Raw genomic sequence first — 19,464 nt, forward strand, 5'->3', positions numbered from 1 at the left:
GGCATCTGTGCGGCGGCTTTCCAGGGAGCCCGGCGGGGAGGTCTGTTGCATTCCCCCAACCGATGTACGCAGTGTAAATATTGCCTGCGCAAAGAAAAACGGCTTTAATCGGAATTGACTATTTCCAATTACGGAACAATCTGAGGGGAACTATGGACCGCTTGCAATCCATGCGGGTATTCGCCAAGGTGGTGGAGCAGGGCAGCTTCGTGCGCGCGGCTGAGATCCTGGAGATCTCCAATGCGGTGGCGACGCGCTTCATCGCCGACCTGGAGTCGCACCTGGGCACCCGCCTGCTGAACCGCTCCACGCGCCGCCTCTCGCTGACCGAGTCGGGGCAGGCCTACCTGGAGCGGGTGCGCATGATCCTGGCCGAGGTCGAGGATGCCGAGGCGCTGGTGTCGCAGGACACCAAGAAGCCTGCCGGCACCCTGGCCATCTATTCGCATGCCGGTTTCGGCCAGAGCCAGCTGGGCGAGCTGGTGTCGGGCTATTCGCAGGCCTATCCCGAGGTGGTGCTGGACATCACGCTGTCCGATCGCGCCGTCGACCTGGTCGAGGAAGGCATCGATATCGGATTTTTCAGCAGCTTCCAGAAGGTGGACGCCAGCATGATCGTGCGCCAGCTGGGCATGGCCCAGGTGGTGCTGTCGGCCTCCCCGGCCTATCTGGCGCAGCGCGGCGCGCCCGAGGTGCCGGAAGACCTGACGCGGCACAGCTGCTTGAATTTCTCGCATGAATACCTGCGCCACCACTGGCACGTCAACACGGTGGACGGCGTGCAGGACGTGCCCATCACCAGCAAGGTGGTGTCCAACAGCGGCGTGCTGCTGCGCGAGTTCGCGTTGGCGGGCATGGGGATTGCGCTGCGTCCGTCGTTTTCATTGGGGGATGACCTGCGCTGCGGCAAGCTGGTGCGGGTGCTGCCGGAGTACGACATCGGCCAGGTCGCCATCTCGATGGCTTATCCGAGCCGGCGCTTGCTGTCGGCCAAGGTGCGCAGCTTCGTGGAGTTCGTCAGCGCGCGCTATCCGCACCCGGAGAGCGATCCCTGGCTGGGCTGATCAGACCACGTCGGCCAGTTTGTCCAGCAGGCTGCATTCCTGCTGCCATTGCCGGCGTTCCGCAGTGCTGAGCGCTTCGCGCTGCAGCTCGCCGTCGCTCTTTTCCAGCTGCGACAGCAGGATGCGCTCGGCCAGGCGGGTATCGGGCTCCATCGGGCCGAAGAAGGCCACGGTGGCGCCGCGTTCGATCAGCAGGGTGGGGAAGTTGTCGATGTCGAGGTCGCCGATCAGGTCGGCCTGGTCTTCGATGTCGATCCAGACGAAATGGTGCTGCGGGTGGCGTTGCGCCCACGCGCTGAAGGCCGCCTCGTATTCGCGGCAGCTGCCGCACCAGGCTGCGCACAGGCAGGCGACGACCCAGGTGTCGTTGCGCAGCGCCTCGGCGAGTTGGCGGCGGTTGGTCTGGTCTAATTTCTGGTAGGACATGGCGCCGCTATTTTACCCCCTTCGGCGCGCCCGGTTTTGCGCAGGAACAAAGTGCATGCGCGCGCCGGCGCCGACGCAGGTTTTTGGCGCGCCGCACGGTAAAATAGCGGGATGTCCACGATTTTAGCCATAGAAACATCGACCGAGCTCGCATCGGCAGCGCTGCTGCACAAGGGCGAGCTCATCGCGCGCGAATCCGCCGGCGCGCAGACGCATTCCGATTCGATTCTTCCGATGATCCAGCAACTGCTGGCCGAGGCCGGCCTCTCGCTGGCGCAGTGCGATGCGCTGGCCTTCGGCGTCGGCCCGGGCTCCTTTACCGGCGTGCGCACCGCATGCGGCGTGGTGCAGGGGCTGGCCTTCGGCAGCGACCGTCCGGTGGTGCCGGTGGTCACGCTGGAAGCGGCCGCGCAAGCCTGCCGCGCGCTTCATCCGCAAGCCGATGAAGTCCTCAGCATCCTGGACGCCCGCATGGGCGAGGTCTACTGGGCGCGCTACCGTGCTCGCATCGGCGGCGGCTGGGATGTGCTGGCTGAACCGGCCCTGTCCGCAGCCGAAGGGGTCGCGACCGGCGGCCGTCCGGTCGCCGGCGGCAACGGCCTTGCCATGTACGGCGCGCATTTCACGCCGGCATTCTGCGAGCGGGAGTTTGCCGCCGCCTGGCCGCAAGCCATGCCCCACGCGCGCCATGTCGCCGCGCTTGGCCAATACCATTTCAGCGAAGGCCGGGCCTTGCCTGCGGAGGAGGCGCAACCGTTCTACCTGCGCAACAAGGTGGCCCTGACCACCGCCGAACGCGAAGTGCGCGACGCCCACAAGGGGGCTGCGTGATGACGGCGGCGGCGCAACACGAGGCGCCGCAGTTCGCACCGATGACGGCCGATGACATCGACGCCGTGGTGGAGATCGAGAACGCGGTCTATTCGCATCCCTGGACGCGCGGCAACTTCCTCGATTCGCTCTACAGCGGCTACCAGGCGCAGACGCTGCGCGACGGGCAGCAGTTGCTGGGGTACTTCCTGGTGATGCTGGCGGTGGAGGAGGCGCACCTGCTCAATATCAGCGTGGCCGCCGCGCACCAGCACCGCGGCCTGGGCCGCATGCTGCTGGACCAGGCGGTGATGGTGTCGCGCCGGCATGCCATGCGCACCATGCTGCTGGAGGTGCGCGAGTCCAACGCGCATGCGATCAAGGTGTACAAACAATATGGCTTCTCGGAGCTGGGCCGGCGCAAGAACTACTATCCCGCCGCCGACCATGCCCGCGAGGGAGCCATCGTCATGAGTCTGGCGCTATGAGCGAAGAATTGAACAACGAGAACGGATTCGGCTCCTCGCTGGAGCTGCTCGACGCCCTGGGCATCGGCCCGGTGTGGGTGCGCCGTGAACTGGCGGCGGAAGAGGCGGTGGCCGTTGCTGCCATCGAGCAGGACGCACCGCCGGCGCAGGATGCGCAAGCGGCCGTCGCGCCGGCCCGCGCGATTGCTCCGGCAAGCGCGGCAGTCGACGACGGCGCCCTGGAGGATGCCTTCGCCGCCGCACCGGCCGCGCCGCCGGCGCGCCCGGTCGCACGTCCGGCGTCGGCGGCTCCGCACGCTGCGGCCCGTCCGCCCGAGCGCCGCAGCGCACCGGTCGACGACGACGGCGGCCCGCCGTCCTGGCTGGACGAGATGGATTTCGCGGCCTCGGCCGAGCCGTTGCTGATCCCCGATGGCGGCGCGCATGACGAGGATGACGCGCCGGCCCCGGTCGACCCGATGGTGGCGAAGATCGCCGCCATGGAATGGCCGCAGCTCAAGGAGCTGGTGGCGGACTGCCGCCGCTGCGGCCTGTGCAACGGGCGCAAGAACAGCGTCTTCGGCGTCGGCGACGAGAAGGCCAAGTGGCTCTTCATCGGCGAAGGCCCCGGCCGCAACGAGGATCAGCAGGGCGAACCCTTCGTCGGCCCGGCCGGCAAGCTGCTCGACAACATGCTGGTGGCCATGGGCTTGAAGCGCGGCGACAACGCCTATATCGCCAACATCGTCAAATGCCGGCCGACCGGCGACGATGGCCGCGACCGTCCGCCGACGCCGCAGGAAGTGGCGTCCTGCCTGCCTTACCTGCAGCGCCAGATCGCGCTGATCCAGCCCACCGTGCTGGTGGCGCTGGGCAAGACCGCGGCGATCTCGCTGTTGGGCATGGATCCGTCGACGCCGGTGTCGCGCCTGCGCGGCACCGTGCATCGTTACCAGGACCTGCCGCTGGTGGTGACCTATCACCCGGCTTACCTGCTGCGCACGCTGGGCGACAAGAGCAAGGCATGGGCCGACCTCTGCCTGGCGATGACGACCTATCAACAGCAATCGCCCCGCTGACATGGCCGGCGGCGAGTTCCAGCAACGCTTCCAGCGCCGCTGGCCGCGCCTGCGCGATCCCCACGCGAGGGCGCTGGCCTGGCTGCTGGATGCGTCCGACCTGATGGCCGCCGACGCGCCTTGTTGGGAAGGGCGCATCGCCACGCTGGGGCCGGTAAGCGCCGGGGTGGAGGCCTGGGTGAACCGCCTGCAGGACGATCCGCAGCTCAATCATTTATTGCGCGACCACCTGGCGCGCCAAGCATCGGCGCGCCTGGGGCGCTACGCCGAAAAGCTGCTCGGCTTCTACCTGCAGCAGCAAAACCAGCTGGTGGCGGCCAATCTCCAGGTGCGCAACGGCGGCCCCACGCGCGAGACGCTGGGGGAATTCGATTTCCTGGTCCGGCGTCCCGATGTCGCTTGCGCAGAGGGGCTGGAGCATTGGGAGTTCGCGACCAAATTCTATCTGCTTGAAACGCCGTCGATATCGCCGGCAGGCCCGGGCGCCGAGGCCTTCGTCGGCCCCAACCTGGCCGACTCGCTGGGGCGCAAGATGCGCAAGATCATGGAGCGGCAGCTGATGCTGTCGCGGCATCCGGCCGCGGCCGCCGTGCTGGCGCAGCCGGTGACGTCGGCCCGGGCGCTGGTCAAGGGCTGGCTGTTCTATCGCGACGAAGCATTGCCGTTGCCGCCGTCCATGGGAATCGCCGCCGGACATTGCCGGGGCTTCTGGTGCGAGGCGCAGGAGCTGGCGGCGCGCGTATTTCCGCAAGACGCGCGATTCGTGCTGCTGCCGCGCTTGGAATGGCTGGCGCCGGCGCGGGTGGCGCTGGCGCGCACGCTGACCTGGCCTGAGCTGCAAGGCGAGCTGGCGACGCGCCTGGCCCTTGAGGCGGCGCCGCAGATGGTGGCGGTGTGCGAGATCTCGGAGGATGGGGAAGAGGCGATCGAGACCGAGCGCGGCTTCATCGCGCCGGACGGCTGGCGCCAACGCGCGGCCGAAGCCGTCAGGCTTGCCGTGCAGCGGGTTTGAAGGGACAGGCGGCGAGCACACGCCGCCGGCGGCGTCAGTGGTGGTGCTTGTCTTCGCCGATCAGGGCCAGCGAATCGTGCTCGCGCTGGTTGGCGGCGTGCCGGCGCATGATCAGGTACATCATGCCGGCCACGAAGGAGCCGAAGATGATGATCACGGTGTTCACGTCCAGGTTCAGGCGCACCATCACCGCGTACAGCACCAGCATGGTCAGCACCGACAGGTTCTCATTGAAGTTCTGCACGGCGATCGAATGGCCGGCGCTCATGAGCACGTGGCCGCGGTGCTGCAGCAGGGCGTTCATCGGCACCACGAAGTAGCCCGACAGCGCGCCCACGATCACCAGCAGCGGATAGGCGACCCAGACCGAGGTGGTGGTGGTCATCAGCATCACCACGATGCCCATGATGATGCCCAGCGGCATCACCGACAGGGATTTCTTCAGCGGTACGAAGCGGGCGGCGGCGATCGCGCCCAGCGCCACGCCCACGGCGACGATGCCCTGCAGGATGGCGGCGCGGTCCAGCGGCATGTGCAGGGACTTCTCTGCCCATTTCAGGACGATGAACTGCAGCGTCGCGCCGGCGCCCCAGAAGAGCGTGGTCACCGCCAGCGAGATCTGGCCCAGCTTGTCCTTCCACAGGGTGGTGAAGCAGCCGGCGAAATCGATGATCAGGCGGATGGGATTGCGTTGCTGGTGCTCGTAGCGGGCGCCGGTGTCGGGAATGCTGAGGTTGAACAGGGCGGCGACGATGTAGATGACGGAGATGATGCAGAGCGCCGCTTCGGTGGGCGTATCGACCGGGAGGTCGAAGAGGGGGAAGTCGAAGCTGAGGATCATGGCGGCAACATGCGGATTGACCAGCGCGCCGCCCAGTACCGTTCCCATGATGATGGAGCCTACCGTCAGCCCCTCGATCCATCCGTTGGCGGCTACCAGTTTCTCCGGTGGCAGCAGTTCGGTCAGGATCCCGTACTTGGCCGGCGAGTAGGCCGCCGCGCCGAAGCCCACGACCGCGTAGGCCAGCAGCGGGTGAACGGTGAAGAACATCAGGGAGCAGCCGACGATCTTGATCATGTTGGTGATCAGCATGACCCGCCCCTTGGGGAAGGCGTCGGCGAAGGCACCGACGAATGCGGCCAGCAGGACGTAGGAGAGGACGAAGAAGAGCTTGAGCAGCGGCGTCATCCACGCGGGGGAATGCATTTCGGCGAGAAGCGAGATAGCGGCGATCAGCAGCGCGTTATCGGCGAGCGACGAAAAGAATTGCGCCGCCATGATGGTGTAAAAACCGCGATTCATCCCTGTCCAAAATGTAACAAATTAGGTCCGGCTAGCTTTATACCATGAAACCATGAGGTCCCAGTTATAAGTGAACCAGAAACAAGTTCGTCCGGTAAAATTGCCGCTTGTTCCCCGGCAGGGCAAAACTTCCGGGCGGACCTTCCGGTTCCGCATTGCCTGCGCCCATCGCCAACCCGCTTCAGGACATCATGCCAAGACCGATCGTCGCCTCCATCAGCATTTCCGCGCTTCAACATAATCTGTCCGTCGCCCGCGCCCGCGCGCCCAAAGCCCGCGCCTGGGGCGTGGTCAAGGCCAATGCCTACGGCCATGGCCTGGAGCGCGCGTTGCGCGGCCTGGCGGCCGCCGACGGCCTGGCGCTGATCGAGGTGGACTACGCGGTGCGCTTGCGCGAGCTGGGCTGGAACAAACCGATTTTACTGCTGGAGGGCTTTTTCGACGCCGACGACCTGCCGCTGCTGGCGCGCCACGATATCCAGTTCGCCGTCCACTGCGAGGAGCAGATCGCGCTGCTGGAGGCGTTCCAGACCGAGGCCGGCCTGCATGCCCACCTGAAGATGAACAGCGGCATGAACCGCCTGGGCTTTCGGCCCGAGGCCTATCGCGCCGCCCATGAGCGGCTTGGGAAGATCCCGTCGATTCGCAGCATCACCCTGATGACGCACTTCGCCAATGCCGACGACGCCGGCAATCCCGGCCTGTCGCTGCAGGAGCAGGTCAGGCGCTTCGAGGCCGGCGCCGCCGGCCTGGAGGGGGCCCGCAGCGTCTGCAATTCGGCGGCCGACCTGCTGCATCCCGAGCTGGCGCAGGATTGGGTGCGTCCCGGCGTGATGCTGTACGGCGGCACTCCCGGCGGCGGCACGGCGGCCGATTTCGGCCTGCGCCCGGCGATGACGCTGGAAAGCGCCATCATCGGCGTGCAGGACATCGTGGCCGGCGAAGCGGTCGGCTACGGCAGCCGCTTCGTGGCCGACAAGCCGATGAAGATAGGCGTGGTGGCCTGCGGCTACGCCGACGGCTATCCGCGCCATGCCCCCAACGGCACGCCGGTGCTGGTCGACGGCCGGCGCGCCGGCACCGTGGGGCGCGTGTCGATGGACATGCTGGCGGTCGACCTGAGCGACATTCCCGGCGCCGGCGTGGGCAGCCGCGTGGTGCTGTGGGGCGAGGACCTGCCGATCGACGAGGTGGCGTTCGCCGCCGGCACCATCGGCTATGAATTGATGTGCGCGCTGGCCCCCCGGGTCGCGGTGCGCGAAGTGGAATAAGCGACAACAAGCGTCAACAACAGCAAAGAAACAGGCAAGGGACGATGGCCAAGGTCAAGACCAATTACACCTGCACCGAGTGCGGCGGCATCAACAACAAATGGGCGGGGCAATGCCCGGCGTGCGGACAGTGGAACACCCTGGTCGAGACGCTGGTCGAGCCCGCCGGCGGCAACCGCTATTCCTCGCAGCCGCAAAGCCTGGCGCAGACCGCGCCGGTGCTCAGCCTGGCCGATATCGAGGCGATCGACGTGCCACGCTTCGGCACCGGCATCGAAGAGTTCGACCGCGTGCTGGGCGGCGGCCTGGTGCCGGGCGGGGTGGCGCTGATCGGCGGCGACCCGGGCATCGGCAAGTCGACCCTGCTGCTGCAGGCGCTGGCCAACATCTCCAGGCTCAAGAAGGTGCTGTACGTGAGCGGCGAGGAGTCCGGCGCGCAGATCGCGCTGCGCGCCAAGCGGCTGGCGGTGGATGCGGGCGAACTGAAGCTGCAGGCCGAGATCCAGCTGGAGAAGATCCTGGCCACGCTGGCCGAGCACAAGCCCGAGGTGGCGGTGATCGATTCCATCCAGACCATCTACTCCGACGCGCTGACCTCGGCGCCCGGCTCGGTGGCCCAGGTGCGAGAATGCGCCGCCCAGCTCACGCGCGCGGCCAAGACCTCCGGCACCACCATCATCATGGTCGGCCACGTGACCAAGGAAGGTGCGCTTGCAGGCCCGCGCGTGCTGGAGCACATCGTCGACACGGTGCTGTACTTCGAGGGCGACACCCATTCCAGCTTCCGCCTGGTGCGGGCGTTCAAGAACCGCTTCGGCGCGGTCAACGAGCTGGGCGTGTTCGCGATGACGGAGAAGGGCCTGAAGGGCGTCTCCAACCCGTCGGCGCTGTTCCTGTCGCAGCATGAGAACCAGGTGCCCGGTTCCTGCGTGATGGTGACGCAGGAAGGCACGCGCCCGCTGCTGGTGGAGATCCAGGCGCTGGTCGACAGCTCGCACGTGCCCAACGCGCGCCGCCTGTCGGTGGGCTTGGAGCAGAACCGGCTGGCCATGCTGCTGGCGGTATTGCACCGCCATGCCGGCATTGCCGCGTTCGACCAGGACGTCTTCATCAACGCCGTGGGTGGGGTCAAGATCACCGAGCCGGCGGCCGACCTGGCGGTGCTCATGGCGATCAACTCCTCGATGCGCAACAAGCCGCTGCCACGCGGCCTGGTGGTGTTCGGGGAGGTCGGCCTGGCCGGCGAGATCCGTCCGGCGCCGCGCGGGCAGGAGCGCCTGCGCGAGGCCGCCAAGCTGGGCTTCTCGATCGCAGTGATCCCCAAGGCCAACGCGCCCAAGCAAGCGATCGAAGGCCTGAAGGTGATTGCGGTGGAGCGCATCGACGATGCGCTGCAGAAGTCGCGCGAGATCGACGATCTCGGCTGAATGAATTGAACGGGGCGTCAGCCGGGCACGTCGTAGGTGACGATGACCTGGTTCATGTCGCCCTTGATCGGCCCGCCCGGCAGGTGGCCGCTACCTTTGACCCGGTAGTAGAGCAGGAATGGCCGGCTTGCGTCCTTGCCGTTGAAGAAGGCGGTGTTGCCGCTCCCCGCTTCGGTCACGCTCCAGCAGGTGCCGGCGTCCTGCCAGCACAATACCGCTTCGAATCCCTTTGGTTTGCTTGCCACGCCGTAGCGCCATGCCACGTCGCGGATGGTCGCGCCCGGCGGGATGCGTTCGATCACGCGAAACTGCGTGACGTAGTCGGCGTTCCTGGCGCGGATGTCGGGGCCGGGCGCGTCCGATGCGTAGGAGCCGATGGGGCCGGTTTTCTGCTGCGGGGTCGCGGCCTGTGGGGGCGTGGAGGGTTGCACCGGGGCGATGATCACGATCGGCCGGCCGCCGTCCCTGGCCGCCGGCGACACGCTGAGATTGCGGTCGACGTAGCTTTGCGCGGCGGCGATCGATGGGGCGATCCAGGCCGCCAGGAGCAGGGCGACGCACGCCCCCGTACGGCGGCGCTCAGCCATGGCGGCGATGGTGCCGCAGCGGCAGGGTGATCTGGACCACCAGGCCGCCATGCGTTTCTTCATGGCCCTTGAGCACCAGCTTGCCGTTGTGGCGCAGCACGATGCGGTTGACGATGGCCAGGCCCAGGCCAGAGCCGTTGGCCTGGCTGCGCGCGATCTCCAACCGGGTGAAGGGGCGCAGCAGGCGTTCGCATTCGCTGTCGGGAACGCCGGGGCCATGGTCGCCGATTTCCACCACCACGCTATGTCCCTCGATGCGGCTGCGCAAGTCGATCTCGGCGCAATCGGTGCCGGGCGTCTTGCCGTAGCGGCGCGCGTTCTCCACCAGGTTGCTGAACACCCGCGCCAGTTCGGTGCCGTTGCCGGCCACTTCCGCGGAGGGCGCGATGTCGGTGCTGATCTTCACGTCGGAGAGACGGGTGGCGTTGGCGGCGACATCCTGCAGTAAGGCTCCGAGGTCGATGGGATCCAGGCTGCCGGCATCGAAGGGTTTGGCGTAGTCGAGGAACTGGCCGATGATGCTGTCCATCTGGGCCAGGTCCAGGTGCATGCCGTCGCGCGATTCGTCGGAGAGGTTGGCCATTTCGACTTCCAGCTGCATGCGCGCCAGCGGCGTGCGCAGGTCGTGCGAGATGCCGGCCAGGATCAGCGCGCGGTCGGATTCGACGCGGTTCAGGTCGGCCACCATCTGGTTGAAGCTGCGATTGGCTTCCTCGATCTCGGTCGGCCCGGACTCGGGCAGCGGCTCGGTCGGCCGGCCCTTGGCGATGGCGCGCGCGGCGGCCGTCAGGCGCGCCAGCGGCTGGTTGATCAGGGTCGAGATGAACACCGCGCCGATCAGCGACAGGAACAGCGCGATCGAGCCCCAGCCCAGCCACTGCAAGCCGGAGGTGCGGTCCAGGCGGCCGCGGTCGAGCATCAGCCAGTACTTGTCGTCGTCGATGTTGAAACTGATCCAGAAGCCTTCGACGTCGTTGACGCTGGAGGCGAACAAGGTGTTCTCGTCCAGCGACTGGCGCACGTAGTACTCAAGCTCGGGAACGATGGGGGAGTCTTCCGGCGGGACGATCTTGTCAGTCTTCTCCAGCGGGTAGATGCGGATGCCCTCGTTGCTGGCCAGGTCGAACAGCAGCTCGCGCCGCATCTCGGGCGCCGAGTGGGTCAGCGCCGCACGGGTGATGGTGACCACCGAGACGATCTGCGCGGCCAGCTGTTCGGCGCGCGGGCCGCGTTCGACCATGCGGAAGCTGGCCACCCACGCCACCATGCTGGCGGTGATCAGGAAGGTCAACAGGAAGAAGGTGCGCCAGAACAGGCCGTTGCTGAACCATCCTGATTGGGAGCGGACTTTCATCGGCAAGCGGCCTGCGGGTCAGCGTTGGAATGCAAGCGGGGAATCAGCGCGGCTTCCCTTCGGGGATGAAGACGTAGCCCAGGCCCCAGACGGTCTGGATGTAGAGCGGGTTGGCCGGGTCCGGTTCGATCAGCTTGCGCAGGCGCGAGATCTGCACGTCCAGGCTGCGGTCGAACACTTCATATTCGCGGCCGCGCGCCATTTCCATCAGCTTCTCGCGCGACAGCGGCTGGCGCGCGTTGCGGGCGAACACCTTGAGCACCGAGAATTCGCCGGTGGTCAGCGAAATGCTCTCGCCGTTCTTCTTCAGGGTGCGGGTGCCGAGGTCCAGCAGGAAGTCGCCGAATTCGAAGGTCTCCGGCGTTTCCGACGGCGCGCCGGGCAGTTCTTCCGGGCCTTTGCGGCGCAGAACGGCATTGATGCGCGCCACCAGCTCGCGCGGGTTGAAGGGCTTGGGCAGGTAGTCGTCGGCGCCCATCTCGAGGCCGATGATGCGATCCACGTCCTCGCCCTTGGCGGTCAGCATGATGATCGGGGTCTGGTCGCCGGCGCCGCGCAGGCGGCGGCAGATGGCCAGGCCGTCTTCGCCCGGCAGCATCAGGTCGAGCACCAGCAGGTCGTAGCGCTCGCGGATCCACAGCTTGTTCATGGCCTGCGCGTTTTCCGCGGTCACCACGTTGAAGCCTTGTTCGGTGAGATAGCGTCGCAGCAGGTCGCGCAGGCGGATATCGTCATCCACCACCAACACTTTGAATTGATTGGCGGATGTTGTCGTATTAGTATTGTTGCCGTTGGTCGAGTTCATGGTGCCTATGGTAGCGTCTTCGCGATTTAGAGCAAGTCGCGGTCGACTATTCATTACAAACTGTTACATCCCTTACCTTAATCATCTTATACCATCGCGGCCTGCGGCCTACACTGGAATCGAGTCGAACGTAACCCCAAAAGTATCCTGAATTTGATTCCTGCATCGGTGAAAAACGCGTTATGAAGATTGCTGTCGTCAACAAGCTCTGTCTGGCCGCATGGCTGGCGCTGGGAGCGGTAGCCGCCTCGCTGGCGGCCCCACCGCAAGGCGGCCGGCCGATGTCGGGTGCGCAGGGCGAGTTTCGCCAGCGCGGCGGCGAGTTCAATGCCCAGGATCACCGCAACCAGATGGCCGCCGAACAGGAGCAGCGCCGGGCCGGAAAACTGAGTCCCGACGAGCGCCGCGAACTGCGTCGGCAGATCAACGAAGCAGGCCAGGACATCTACCGCGTCAAGCGCTGAAGATTGACCAGCGGAAACTGCGGCGGCCCGTTTGCATCAGATCGTATGCGCGCCACAACGTTCAAGCGGTAATTTTATGAAAAGAAAAAGCCCGGACGAAATCCCGTCCGGGCTTTTTCATTTTGCGCGTGACATCCGTCGCGGCCTCAGGCTTCGTGCGCCTTCCCGAGCTTCTTCTCCAGCCGGTGCTGCAAGGCTTCGAACCCCAGGCTGAGGATCCAGTAAATGCCCGCCGCAGCGATGTAGAGCGGCAGCGGTCGGAAGGTCACGGCGATCACTTCCTTGGTGGCCAGCATCAGTTCGGTCACCGTGATGACCGACACCAGCGAGGTGTCCTTGATCAGGCTGATCAGCGTGTTGCTCATGGCAGGCACGGCGATGCGCACCGCCTGCGGCACGATGATGAAGCGCAGCGTCTGGAAATACGGCAGCCCGATGCTGTAGGCGGCATTCCACTGGCCGCGCGTCACGCCCAGGATGGCGCCGCGCAGGCTCTCCGAAAGATAGGCGCCCGCGTTCAGGCTCAGCGTGAGCACGCCCGCCGTCAGCGGTGAGAACTCGATGCCGATGCTGGGCAAGCCGTAGTACACCACGAAGATCTGCACCAGCAGCGGCGTGCCGCGCATCAGGCTGACGTAGACCGCGGCCGGCCAGTGGATCGGGCGCCACGGCACGATGCGCGCCACGGCCAGCACGAACCCCAGCACCAGGCCGCCCAGCATCGAGGCCAGCGCGAACAGCAGGGTGTAGCCCACGCCTTTCATGAGCGTGGGGCCGGCTTGCTGCAGCAGTTCGAGGATTTCCATAAGAATTCGATATAAAAAATTATCCCCGCGATGCGGGGATAACTCTGCTTCGATACGGAGACCGGCCAGCCTGGCCGGCGCGCCGCTTATTGTGCTTTCGGCGGCTGGCTGACGTCAATGCCGAACCACTTCTCGGAAGCCTGCTTGAAGCTGCCGTCGGCCTTGATGTCGGCCAGGGCCTTGTTCAGCGCGGCCTTGAATTCCGGATTGTCCCTGCGCAGCGGGATGCCGATCTTGTCGACCGCGCCCACCGGGCTGCCGCCCTTGAGCGGCAGTTTGGTCGACTTCAGGATGTAGCTCACCAGCAGGCTGTCGTTCAACGCGGCGTCGATACGGCCGGCAGCCAGGTCGGCCAGGTATTCAGGCGAACCGGGGTAGGTGCGCACGTCGATGCCCGGCACGCTCTTGGCCTTCTGTTCGAAGTTGGTGCCCTGGCCCAGGCCGAGTTTCTTGCCCTTCAGGTCTTCCAGGCTCTTGAACTGGCGGGTCTCATCCTTGCGCACGATCAGCTGGGCGCTGGAGAGGGTGTACGGATCGGAGAAGTCGAAGGCCTTCTGGCGCTCGTCGGTGATGCCGACCTGGTTGATGATCACGTCATACTTGCCGGCGCCCAGGCCTGCCAGGATGCCGCTCCACTCGGTGGTGGTGAATTCCGGCTTGACGCCCAGCTTGGCCGCCAGCAGGTTGGCCACGTCCACTTCAAAACCGGTCAGCTGGCCGGTCTTGGGATCCTTGAAGTTGAACGGGGGATAGTTGCCTTCCAGCGCCACCTTCAGGGTGCCGCGGCTCTTCACGGTTTGCAGCAGGTCGGCGGCGGAGGCCGACAGGCTCGATGCCAGCAGGGTCGCGCCGGCGGCTGCCAGCAGCCATGTCTTGAAATTCTTGTTCATCGCATGCGTCCTTTCAGAGTGAGTGCTGCGGAAAAAGCAGCCAGGCCGCAATGATGCCTTCGTTTTGGCAAAGTTCAAGGGCCTGCTACATACATTCATGTAGGAAGCTTATGCAGCGATGCGCAAGCTTCCGGGGCCGGCGGCTCAGGCTTGCAACTGCTCCAGCGCGTCCTGCTGTTCCAGCCATTCGTTCTCCAGCTGGTCGAGCTCCTTGGCGCAGTACGCCTGGTCGGTGATCAGGGTCTTCAGTTCTTCCTTGTTGGCGGCGTCGTAGATGTCCGGGCTGGCCAGGCGCGCGTCGATCCCGGCCTTGCGCGCATTGAGCTTGGCGATCTGTTCGTCGAGCCGCTTGATGCGCTGCTCGATGGGTTTTTTCAGCGCCGACATCTTCTGCCGCTGCTCGGCTTCCAGGCGCTTTTGCTCCTTGCGGTCCACCGCCGAGGCGGCCTCGCCCGCGGCCACGGCGGCGGCCGTCGCCTTGGATGGCAGCGGCGCGGTGTCCGCGCCTTCGCTGCGCGCGGCCAGCTTGGTCTTGAACAGCCAGTCCTTGTAGTCGTCGAGGTCGCCGTCGAAATCTTGCAGCTTGCCGTCGGCCACGATCAGGAACTGGTCGGTGGTGGCGCGCAGCAGGTGGCGATCGTGGGACACCAGGACCAGGGTGCCTTCGAACTGGGCCAGCGCCATGGTCAGCGCTTCGCGCGTTTCCAGGTCGAGGTGGTTGGTCGGTTCGTCCAGCAGCAGCAGGTTGGGGCGTTGCCACACGATCAGCGCCAGCGCCAGGCGCGCCTTCTCGCCGCCGGAAAACGGCGCGATCGAGGAGCTGGCCATGGTGCCGTTGAAATTGAAGCTGCCGAGGAAGTTGCGCAGCTCCTGCTCGCGCACATCCGGCGCCAGGCGCGCCAGATGCCACAGCGGCGATTCGTCGTGGCGCAGCATCTCGACCTGGTGCTGGGCGAAGTAGCCGATCACCAGTCCCTTGCCCAGCCGGGCGGTGCCGGAGAGCGGGTCGATCTCGCCGGCCACGGTCTTGATCAGGGTCGACTTGCCGGCGCCGTTCACGCCCAGCAGGCCGATGCGCTGGCCGCTTTGCAGCGAGAAGTCGATGCCGCGCACGATGATCTTCTCTTCATCGGGTTCGCTACCCTGGCCGGCGATGCGATAGCCGGCGTTGACCTTCTCCATCACCAGCAGCGGATTGGGCGCCGACAATGGCTCACGGAACTCGAACGAGAACTCGGCCGCCGCGCGCAGCGGCGCCAGCTCCTCCATCTTGGACAAGGCCTTCATGCGGCTCTGCGCCTGGCGTGCCTTGGTGGCCTTGGCCTTGAAGCGGTCGATGAAGGATTGCAGGTGGGCGCGCTGGCGCTGCTGCTTCTCGATCATGCCGGCCATCAGCTCCAGCTGGGCCGAACGCTGGCGCTCGAAGGCCGAGTAGTTGCCGGAGTAGCGCTTGAGCTTGCGGTCGTCGATGTGAACGATCACGTTCACTACGCCGTCGAGGAAATCGCGATCGTGGGAAATGATCAGCAGCGTGCCGGGATAGCGCTTCAGCCAGTCTTCCAGCCAGATGATGGCGTCCAGGTCCAGGTGGTTGGTCGGCTCGTCCAGCAGCAGCAGGTCGGACGGGCACATCAGCGCCTGCGCCAGGTTCAGGCGCATGCGCCAGCCGCCCGAGAAGCTGGCCACCGGCCGCGCCATCTGTTCCAGCGAGAAGCCCAGGCCCAGCAGCAGCTGTTCGGCGCGCGAGCGCACGGTATAGGCGTCGGCGTCGGCCAGCCCGGTATGCAGCTCGGCGATACGGTTGCCGTCATGGGCGCCGTCGGGCTGGGCTTCGGCCTCGGCCAGCGCGGCCTCCAACTGGCGCAGGTGGACGTCGCCGTCGATGGCGTATTCGATCGCCGCGCGGTCGAGCGCGGGCGTCTCTTGCGCCACGTACGCCATGCGCCATTTGGCGGGGAAATCGACGTCGCCCTGGTCGGCATGCAGTTCGCCGCGCAGCATGGCGAAGAGGCTGGATTTGCCGGCGCCGTTGGCGCCGATCAGGCCGATCTTGTCGCCCGGGTTGAGCGTGAGGTCGACCTTCTCCAGCAGCGGCTTGACGCCGCGCTGGAGGGAAACTTGCTGGAAACGGATCATCGGTGAATCATCATCAGGGAGAGCCCGGGGCTCAGCCCAGTTGCAGTTGTTCGGCGGTGACCAGGAACACCATGTCGTCGCCGGCGCTGGTGGTCATCCAGGTCAGTTCCAGTTCAGGGAAGGCGGCCTCGGCGAATTCACGCTCGTTGCCGATCTCCACCACCAGCACGCCGTTCTCGGTGAGGCGCTCGGCGGCGCCGGCCACGATCTTGCGCACCAGGTCCATGCCGTCCTCGCCGCCGGCCAGCGCCAGTTGCGGCTCGCGCAGGTATTCCGGCGGCAGCTTGGCCATCGAGCCGGAATTCACGTAGGGCGGATTGCTGATGATCAGGTCGTACTTGCGCGGCGCCAACTGGGTGTAGAGGTCGGACTCGACCAGCGTGATGCGGTCCTGCAGCTGGTAGTCGGCCACATTCCTGTGCGCCACTTCCAGGGCCTGCGCAGAGATGTCGACGGCGTCGATCCTGGCATTTGGGAAGGCGTCGGCCAGCAGGATGGGCAGGCAGCCGGAGCCGGTGCACAGGTCCAGCACGTTGCCGATCTCTTCGGGATCCTGGATCCATGGCGCGAAGTGCTGCGGCAGCAGTTCGGCGATGAAGGAGCGCGGCACGATCACGCGCTCGTCCACGTAGAAGCGGTAGGCGCCCAGCCATGCCTCGTTGGTGATGTAGGCGGCCGGTACGCGATCCTTGCTGCGGCGTTCGATCACGCTCATCACGGCGGCGATTTCCTCGGGCAAGAGGCGGGCGTCGAGGAAAGGATCGAGCTGGTCCAGCGGCAGCTTCAAGGTGTGCAGGATCAGGTAGGCGGCCTCGTCGAAGGCATTGCTGCTGCCGTGGCCGAAGAACAGCTGCTCGGTGTTGAAGCGGGTCACGGCGTAGCGCAGGAGGTCGCGTACGGTGGCGAAGGTATTGGCGGTCATGGTGTTGATCTCTTGGTGAGCGTGATCGCTTCGGCAATCTTTGTTTCACTTCCGTCGTCCTGACGAAAACCGGAACCCAGCGACGTTCGTTGCGTATCGAAAAACGTCACTGGATCCCCGCTTTCGCGGGGACGACGGCAAAAGGGCGGGCGTATCCCGGCTTGGCGAGCGGGCCTCAGCCCAGCAGGTTCTCCAGCGTCTTGCGGTAAATGTTTTTCAGCGGATCGATGTAGCGCACCTCGATGTGCTCGTCGATCTTGTGGATGCTGTCGTTGGGCGGGCCGAACTCGATCACCTGCGGGCAGATCTGCGCGATGAAGCGGCCGTCGGAGGTGCCGCCGGTGGTCGAGAGTTCGGTCGTCAGGCCGGTCTCATCCTTGATCGCCTTGGCCAGCGCGTCGGACAGGCCGCCGCGCGGCGTCAGGAACGGCAGGCCGCCGACGGTCCACTTCAGGTCGTACTCCAGGCCGTGCTTGTCGAGGATGGCGTGCACGCGCTGCTGCAATCCTTCCACGGTGCTGGCGGTGGAGAAACGGAAATTGAAATCGATCACCACGTCGCCCGGGATCACGTTGGAAGCGCCGGTGCCGCCGTGGATGTTGGAGACCTGCCAGGAGGTCGGCAGGTAGTATTCGTTGCCGGCGTCCCACTGCTCGGCCACCAGCTCGGCCAGCGCCGGCGCGGCCTGGTGGATGGGATTGCGCGCCAGCTGCGGGTAGGCGATGTGGCCCTGGATGCCCTTGACGGTCAGCTTGCCCGACATGGTGCCGCGGCGGCCGTTCTTGATCATGTCGCCCAGGGTCTTGGCCGAGGTGGGTTCGCCGACGATGCAATAGTCGAGCTGTTCGCCGCGCGCCTTGAGCGCGTTGCACACCACCACGGTGCCGTCGATGGCCGGGCCTTCCTCGTCGCTGGTGATCAGGAAACCGATCGAGCCGCCGTGGTTCGGGTTGGCGGCGATGAACTCCTCGCAGGCCACCACCATGGCGGCGATCGAGGTCTTCATGTCGGAGGCGCCGCGGCCGTAAAGGCGGCCGTCCTTGATGGTCGGCTGGAAGGGATGCGACTGCCATTTCTCGACCGGGCCGGTGGGCACCACGTCGGTGTGGCCGGCGAACACCAGCAGCGGCTGCGCGCTGCCGCGGCGGGCCCACAGGTTGGTGACCTCGCCGGACTGGATGGTCTCGCACACGAAGCCCAGCGGCGCGAGCAGTTCCGCCAGCCGCGCCTGGCAGCCTTTGTCTTCAGGGGTGACGGAGGAGAGGGAAATCAGTTCCTGGGTCAGGGCCAGCGTCTTGCTCATGATTATTTTTCAAAGATGTGTTGATACTGGTCGGCCTTGAAGCCGACGTGATATTGGCGGCCGTCGAACAGCACCGGGCGCTTGACCACCGAGGGGTTCTCCACCATCAGCGCCACGGCGGCGGCGTCATCGGTGATCGACGCCTTGCGCGCGTCGGGCAGCGCGCGCCAGGTGGTGCCCTTGCGGTTCACCAGCACGTCGCGCCCGACGTCCTGCAGCCAGGCCTGCGCCTGGGCGGCGTCCAGGCCGGCCTTCTTGAAATCGTGGAAGGTGTAGGCGATGCCTTGCCCGTCCAGCCACACGCGGGCCTTCTTGACGGTGTCGCAGTTGGGGATGCCGTACAGCGTGATGTTCTTGCTCATGCGTTCGTCCTTAGAACACGACGCCGCGCCGGTGTGCGAGACAGCCGGCGCGGCGCGAGGTACTACGGGCGTCGGTGATTACTCGCCGCGCAGCAGTTCGTTGATCGAGGTCTTCGAGCGGGTCTGGGCGTCGACCTTCTTGACGATGATCGCGGCGTACAGGCTGTACTTGCCGTCCTTGGACGGCAGGTTGCCCGGCACCACGACCGAGCCGGCCGGCACGCGGCCGTAGTGCACTTCACCGGTTTCGCGATCGTAGATCTTGGTCGACTGGCCGATGTACACGCCCATCGACAGCACCGAGTTCTCTTCGATGATCACGCCTTCCACGACTTCCGAACGGGCGCCGATGAAGCAGTTGTCTTCGATGATGACCGGGCCGGCCTGCACCGGCTCCAGCACGCCGCCGATGCCGACGCCGCCGGACAGGTGGACGTTCTTGCCGATCTGCGCGGCCGAGCCGACGGTGGCCCAGGTGTCGACCATGGCGCCTTCATCGACGTAGGCGCCGATGTTGACGTAGGAGGGCATCAGCACCACGTTCCTGCCGATGAAGGAGCCATGGCGGGCGACCGCCGGCGGCACCACGCGGAAGCCGCCACGGGCGAAATCTTCAGCGGTGTAGTTGGCGAACTTGGTCGGGACCTTGTCGTAGAACTGCGGATAGCCGGGCGCGCCCGACGAGACCACGACGTTGTCTTCCAGGCGGAAGGACAGCAGGATGGCCTTCTTCACCCATTGGTTGACTTCCCACTGGCCGACGCCTTGGCGATTGGCGACGCGCAGGGTGCCATCGTTCAGGCCGGAGATCACTTCGGCCACCGCATTGCGGATGTCGGCGGGAGCGGACTTCGGGGACAGGCTGGCGCGGTCTTCCCACGCCTGATCGATGATTTGCTGAATGGACTGTGTCATGTTGATATCTATGAGCGTTGGGTGAAAAATAAAGATGCGATAAAAATGCGAATGGGGTTCG

At 65.8% G+C, this 19,464-nt stretch carries 20 protein-coding genes; 8 read left to right on the forward strand and 12 right to left on the reverse strand.

All coding sequences use genetic code 11. The features are described 5' to 3' along the window. The first annotated feature begins 152 nt into the window (after positions 1-152). Positions 153-1,064, forward strand: coding sequence for a LysR family transcriptional regulator (locus Herbaro_RS10260; protein ID WP_275013717.1), 912 nt, complete (start codon positions 153-155; stop codon positions 1,062-1,064). Here Herbaro_RS10260 and Herbaro_RS10265 read toward each other — a convergent pair whose 3' ends face one another. After that, the gene (locus tag Herbaro_RS10265; RefSeq protein WP_275013718.1) at positions 1,065-1,490 is read right to left on the reverse strand and encodes a thioredoxin family protein; all 426 of its coding nucleotides are present in this window, start codon (positions 1,488-1,490) and stop codon (positions 1,065-1,067) included. A gap of 111 nt (positions 1,491-1,601) precedes the next feature. On the opposite strand from Herbaro_RS10265, the gene tsaB reads away from it, so the two are divergent. The 4 genes from tsaB to Herbaro_RS10285 are packed head-to-tail and all read left to right on the forward strand — an operon-like array spanning position 1,602 to position 4,858. Then, positions 1,602-2,321, forward strand: a complete 720-nt coding sequence (tsaB, locus tag Herbaro_RS10270) for a tRNA (adenosine(37)-N6)-threonylcarbamoyltransferase complex dimerization subunit type 1 TsaB (protein WP_275013719.1) — start codon at positions 1,602-1,604, stop codon at positions 2,319-2,321. 41 nt (positions 2,322-2,362) lie between these two features. After that, positions 2,363-2,788, forward strand: coding sequence for a ribosomal protein S18-alanine N-acetyltransferase (gene rimI / locus Herbaro_RS10275; RefSeq protein WP_275013720.1), 426 nt, complete (start codon positions 2,363-2,365; stop codon positions 2,786-2,788). Further along, positions 2,785-3,846 (forward strand): uracil-DNA glycosylase, encoded by a 1,062-nt coding sequence (locus Herbaro_RS10280; protein ID WP_275013721.1) that lies wholly within the window; start codon positions 2,785-2,787, stop codon positions 3,844-3,846. The genes rimI and Herbaro_RS10280 overlap by 4 nt, the downstream gene beginning before the upstream one ends. A 1-nt stretch (position 3,847) precedes the next feature. Next, positions 3,848-4,858 carry a DUF1853 family protein gene (locus tag Herbaro_RS10285; protein ID WP_275013722.1) on the forward strand — a complete coding sequence of 337 codons (1,011 nt, stop codon included), beginning with the start codon at positions 3,848-3,850 and terminating at the stop codon, positions 4,856-4,858. A 34-nt stretch (positions 4,859-4,892) separates the two neighbouring features. On the opposite strand, the gene lplT is transcribed toward Herbaro_RS10285, so the two are convergent. Next, entirely contained in the window at positions 4,893-6,161 is a 1,269-nt protein-coding gene (gene lplT / locus Herbaro_RS10290; protein WP_275013723.1) for a lysophospholipid transporter LplT, read from the reverse strand. A gap of 191 nt (positions 6,162-6,352) precedes the next feature. Between lplT and alr the strand changes: the two genes are divergently transcribed. Together alr and radA are read left to right on the forward strand one after the other, a co-directional pair. Next, positions 6,353-7,432, forward strand: coding sequence for an alanine racemase (gene alr / locus Herbaro_RS10295; RefSeq protein WP_275013724.1), 1,080 nt, complete (start codon positions 6,353-6,355; stop codon positions 7,430-7,432). A 44-nt stretch (positions 7,433-7,476) separates the two neighbouring features. Continuing rightward, complete coding sequence (radA, locus tag Herbaro_RS10300) at positions 7,477-8,859, forward strand: DNA repair protein RadA (protein WP_275013725.1); 1,383 nt, start codon at positions 7,477-7,479, stop codon at positions 8,857-8,859. Between the two features lie 17 nt (positions 8,860-8,876). Here radA and Herbaro_RS10305 read toward each other — a convergent pair whose 3' ends face one another. The 3 genes from Herbaro_RS10305 to ompR are packed head-to-tail and all read right to left on the reverse strand — an operon-like array spanning position 8,877 to position 11,605. Further along, complete coding sequence (locus tag Herbaro_RS10305) at positions 8,877-9,446, reverse strand: flagellar protein FlhE (RefSeq protein WP_275013726.1); 570 nt, start codon at positions 9,444-9,446, stop codon at positions 8,877-8,879. Further along, entirely contained in the window at positions 9,439-10,800 is a 1,362-nt protein-coding gene (locus tag Herbaro_RS10310; RefSeq protein WP_275013727.1) for a sensor histidine kinase family protein, read from the reverse strand. The genes Herbaro_RS10305 and Herbaro_RS10310 overlap by 8 nt, the downstream gene beginning before the upstream one ends. Before the next feature lie 43 nt (positions 10,801-10,843). Further along, positions 10,844-11,605 (reverse strand): osmolarity response regulator transcription factor OmpR, encoded by a 762-nt coding sequence (gene ompR / locus Herbaro_RS10315; protein WP_275013728.1) that lies wholly within the window; start codon positions 11,603-11,605, stop codon positions 10,844-10,846. Between the two features lie 182 nt (positions 11,606-11,787). On the opposite strand from ompR, the gene Herbaro_RS10320 reads away from it, so the two are divergent. Then, on the forward strand, positions 11,788-12,069 hold the full coding sequence (locus Herbaro_RS10320) for a hypothetical protein (protein ID WP_275013729.1): 282 nt from the start codon (positions 11,788-11,790) through the stop codon (positions 12,067-12,069). A 146-nt stretch (positions 12,070-12,215) separates the two neighbouring features. Here the strand turns inward: Herbaro_RS10320 and Herbaro_RS10325 are convergent, their stop codons facing one another. The 7 genes from Herbaro_RS10325 to dapD form a co-directional block, all read right to left on the reverse strand. Beyond that, a complete protein-coding gene (locus tag Herbaro_RS10325) occupies positions 12,216-12,875 on the reverse strand; it encodes an amino acid ABC transporter permease (RefSeq protein ID WP_275013730.1) in 660 nt (219 codons plus the stop codon). An 86-nt stretch (positions 12,876-12,961) separates the two neighbouring features. Continuing rightward, positions 12,962-13,765, reverse strand: a complete 804-nt coding sequence (locus Herbaro_RS10330) for a cystine ABC transporter substrate-binding protein (protein WP_275013731.1) — start codon at positions 13,763-13,765, stop codon at positions 12,962-12,964. 144 nt (positions 13,766-13,909) lie between these two features. After that, positions 13,910-15,901, reverse strand: a complete 1,992-nt coding sequence (locus Herbaro_RS10335; protein ID WP_275013732.1) for an ATP-binding cassette domain-containing protein — start codon at positions 15,899-15,901, stop codon at positions 13,910-13,912. Positions 15,902-15,932: 31 nt separating this feature from the next. Further along, positions 15,933-16,823 (reverse strand): 50S ribosomal protein L3 N(5)-glutamine methyltransferase, encoded by an 891-nt coding sequence (prmB, locus tag Herbaro_RS10340; RefSeq protein WP_275013733.1) that lies wholly within the window; start codon positions 16,821-16,823, stop codon positions 15,933-15,935. A 175-nt stretch (positions 16,824-16,998) separates the two neighbouring features. Further along, complete coding sequence (dapE, locus tag Herbaro_RS10345) at positions 16,999-18,126, reverse strand: succinyl-diaminopimelate desuccinylase (protein WP_275013734.1); 1,128 nt, start codon at positions 18,124-18,126, stop codon at positions 16,999-17,001. A gap of 2 nt (positions 18,127-18,128) precedes the next feature. Beyond that, a complete protein-coding gene (locus Herbaro_RS10350; RefSeq protein ID WP_275013735.1) occupies positions 18,129-18,488 on the reverse strand; it encodes an ArsC family reductase in 360 nt (119 codons plus the stop codon). A gap of 78 nt (positions 18,489-18,566) precedes the next feature. After that, on the reverse strand, positions 18,567-19,403 hold the full coding sequence (gene dapD / locus Herbaro_RS10355; protein ID WP_209603948.1) for a 2,3,4,5-tetrahydropyridine-2,6-dicarboxylate N-succinyltransferase: 837 nt from the start codon (positions 19,401-19,403) through the stop codon (positions 18,567-18,569). Positions 19,404-19,464 lie beyond the last annotated feature (61 nt).

Source organism: Herbaspirillum sp. WKF16 (assembly GCF_028993615.1).
Classification (GTDB): Bacteria; Pseudomonadota; Gammaproteobacteria; order Burkholderiales; family Burkholderiaceae_D; genus Herbaspirillum.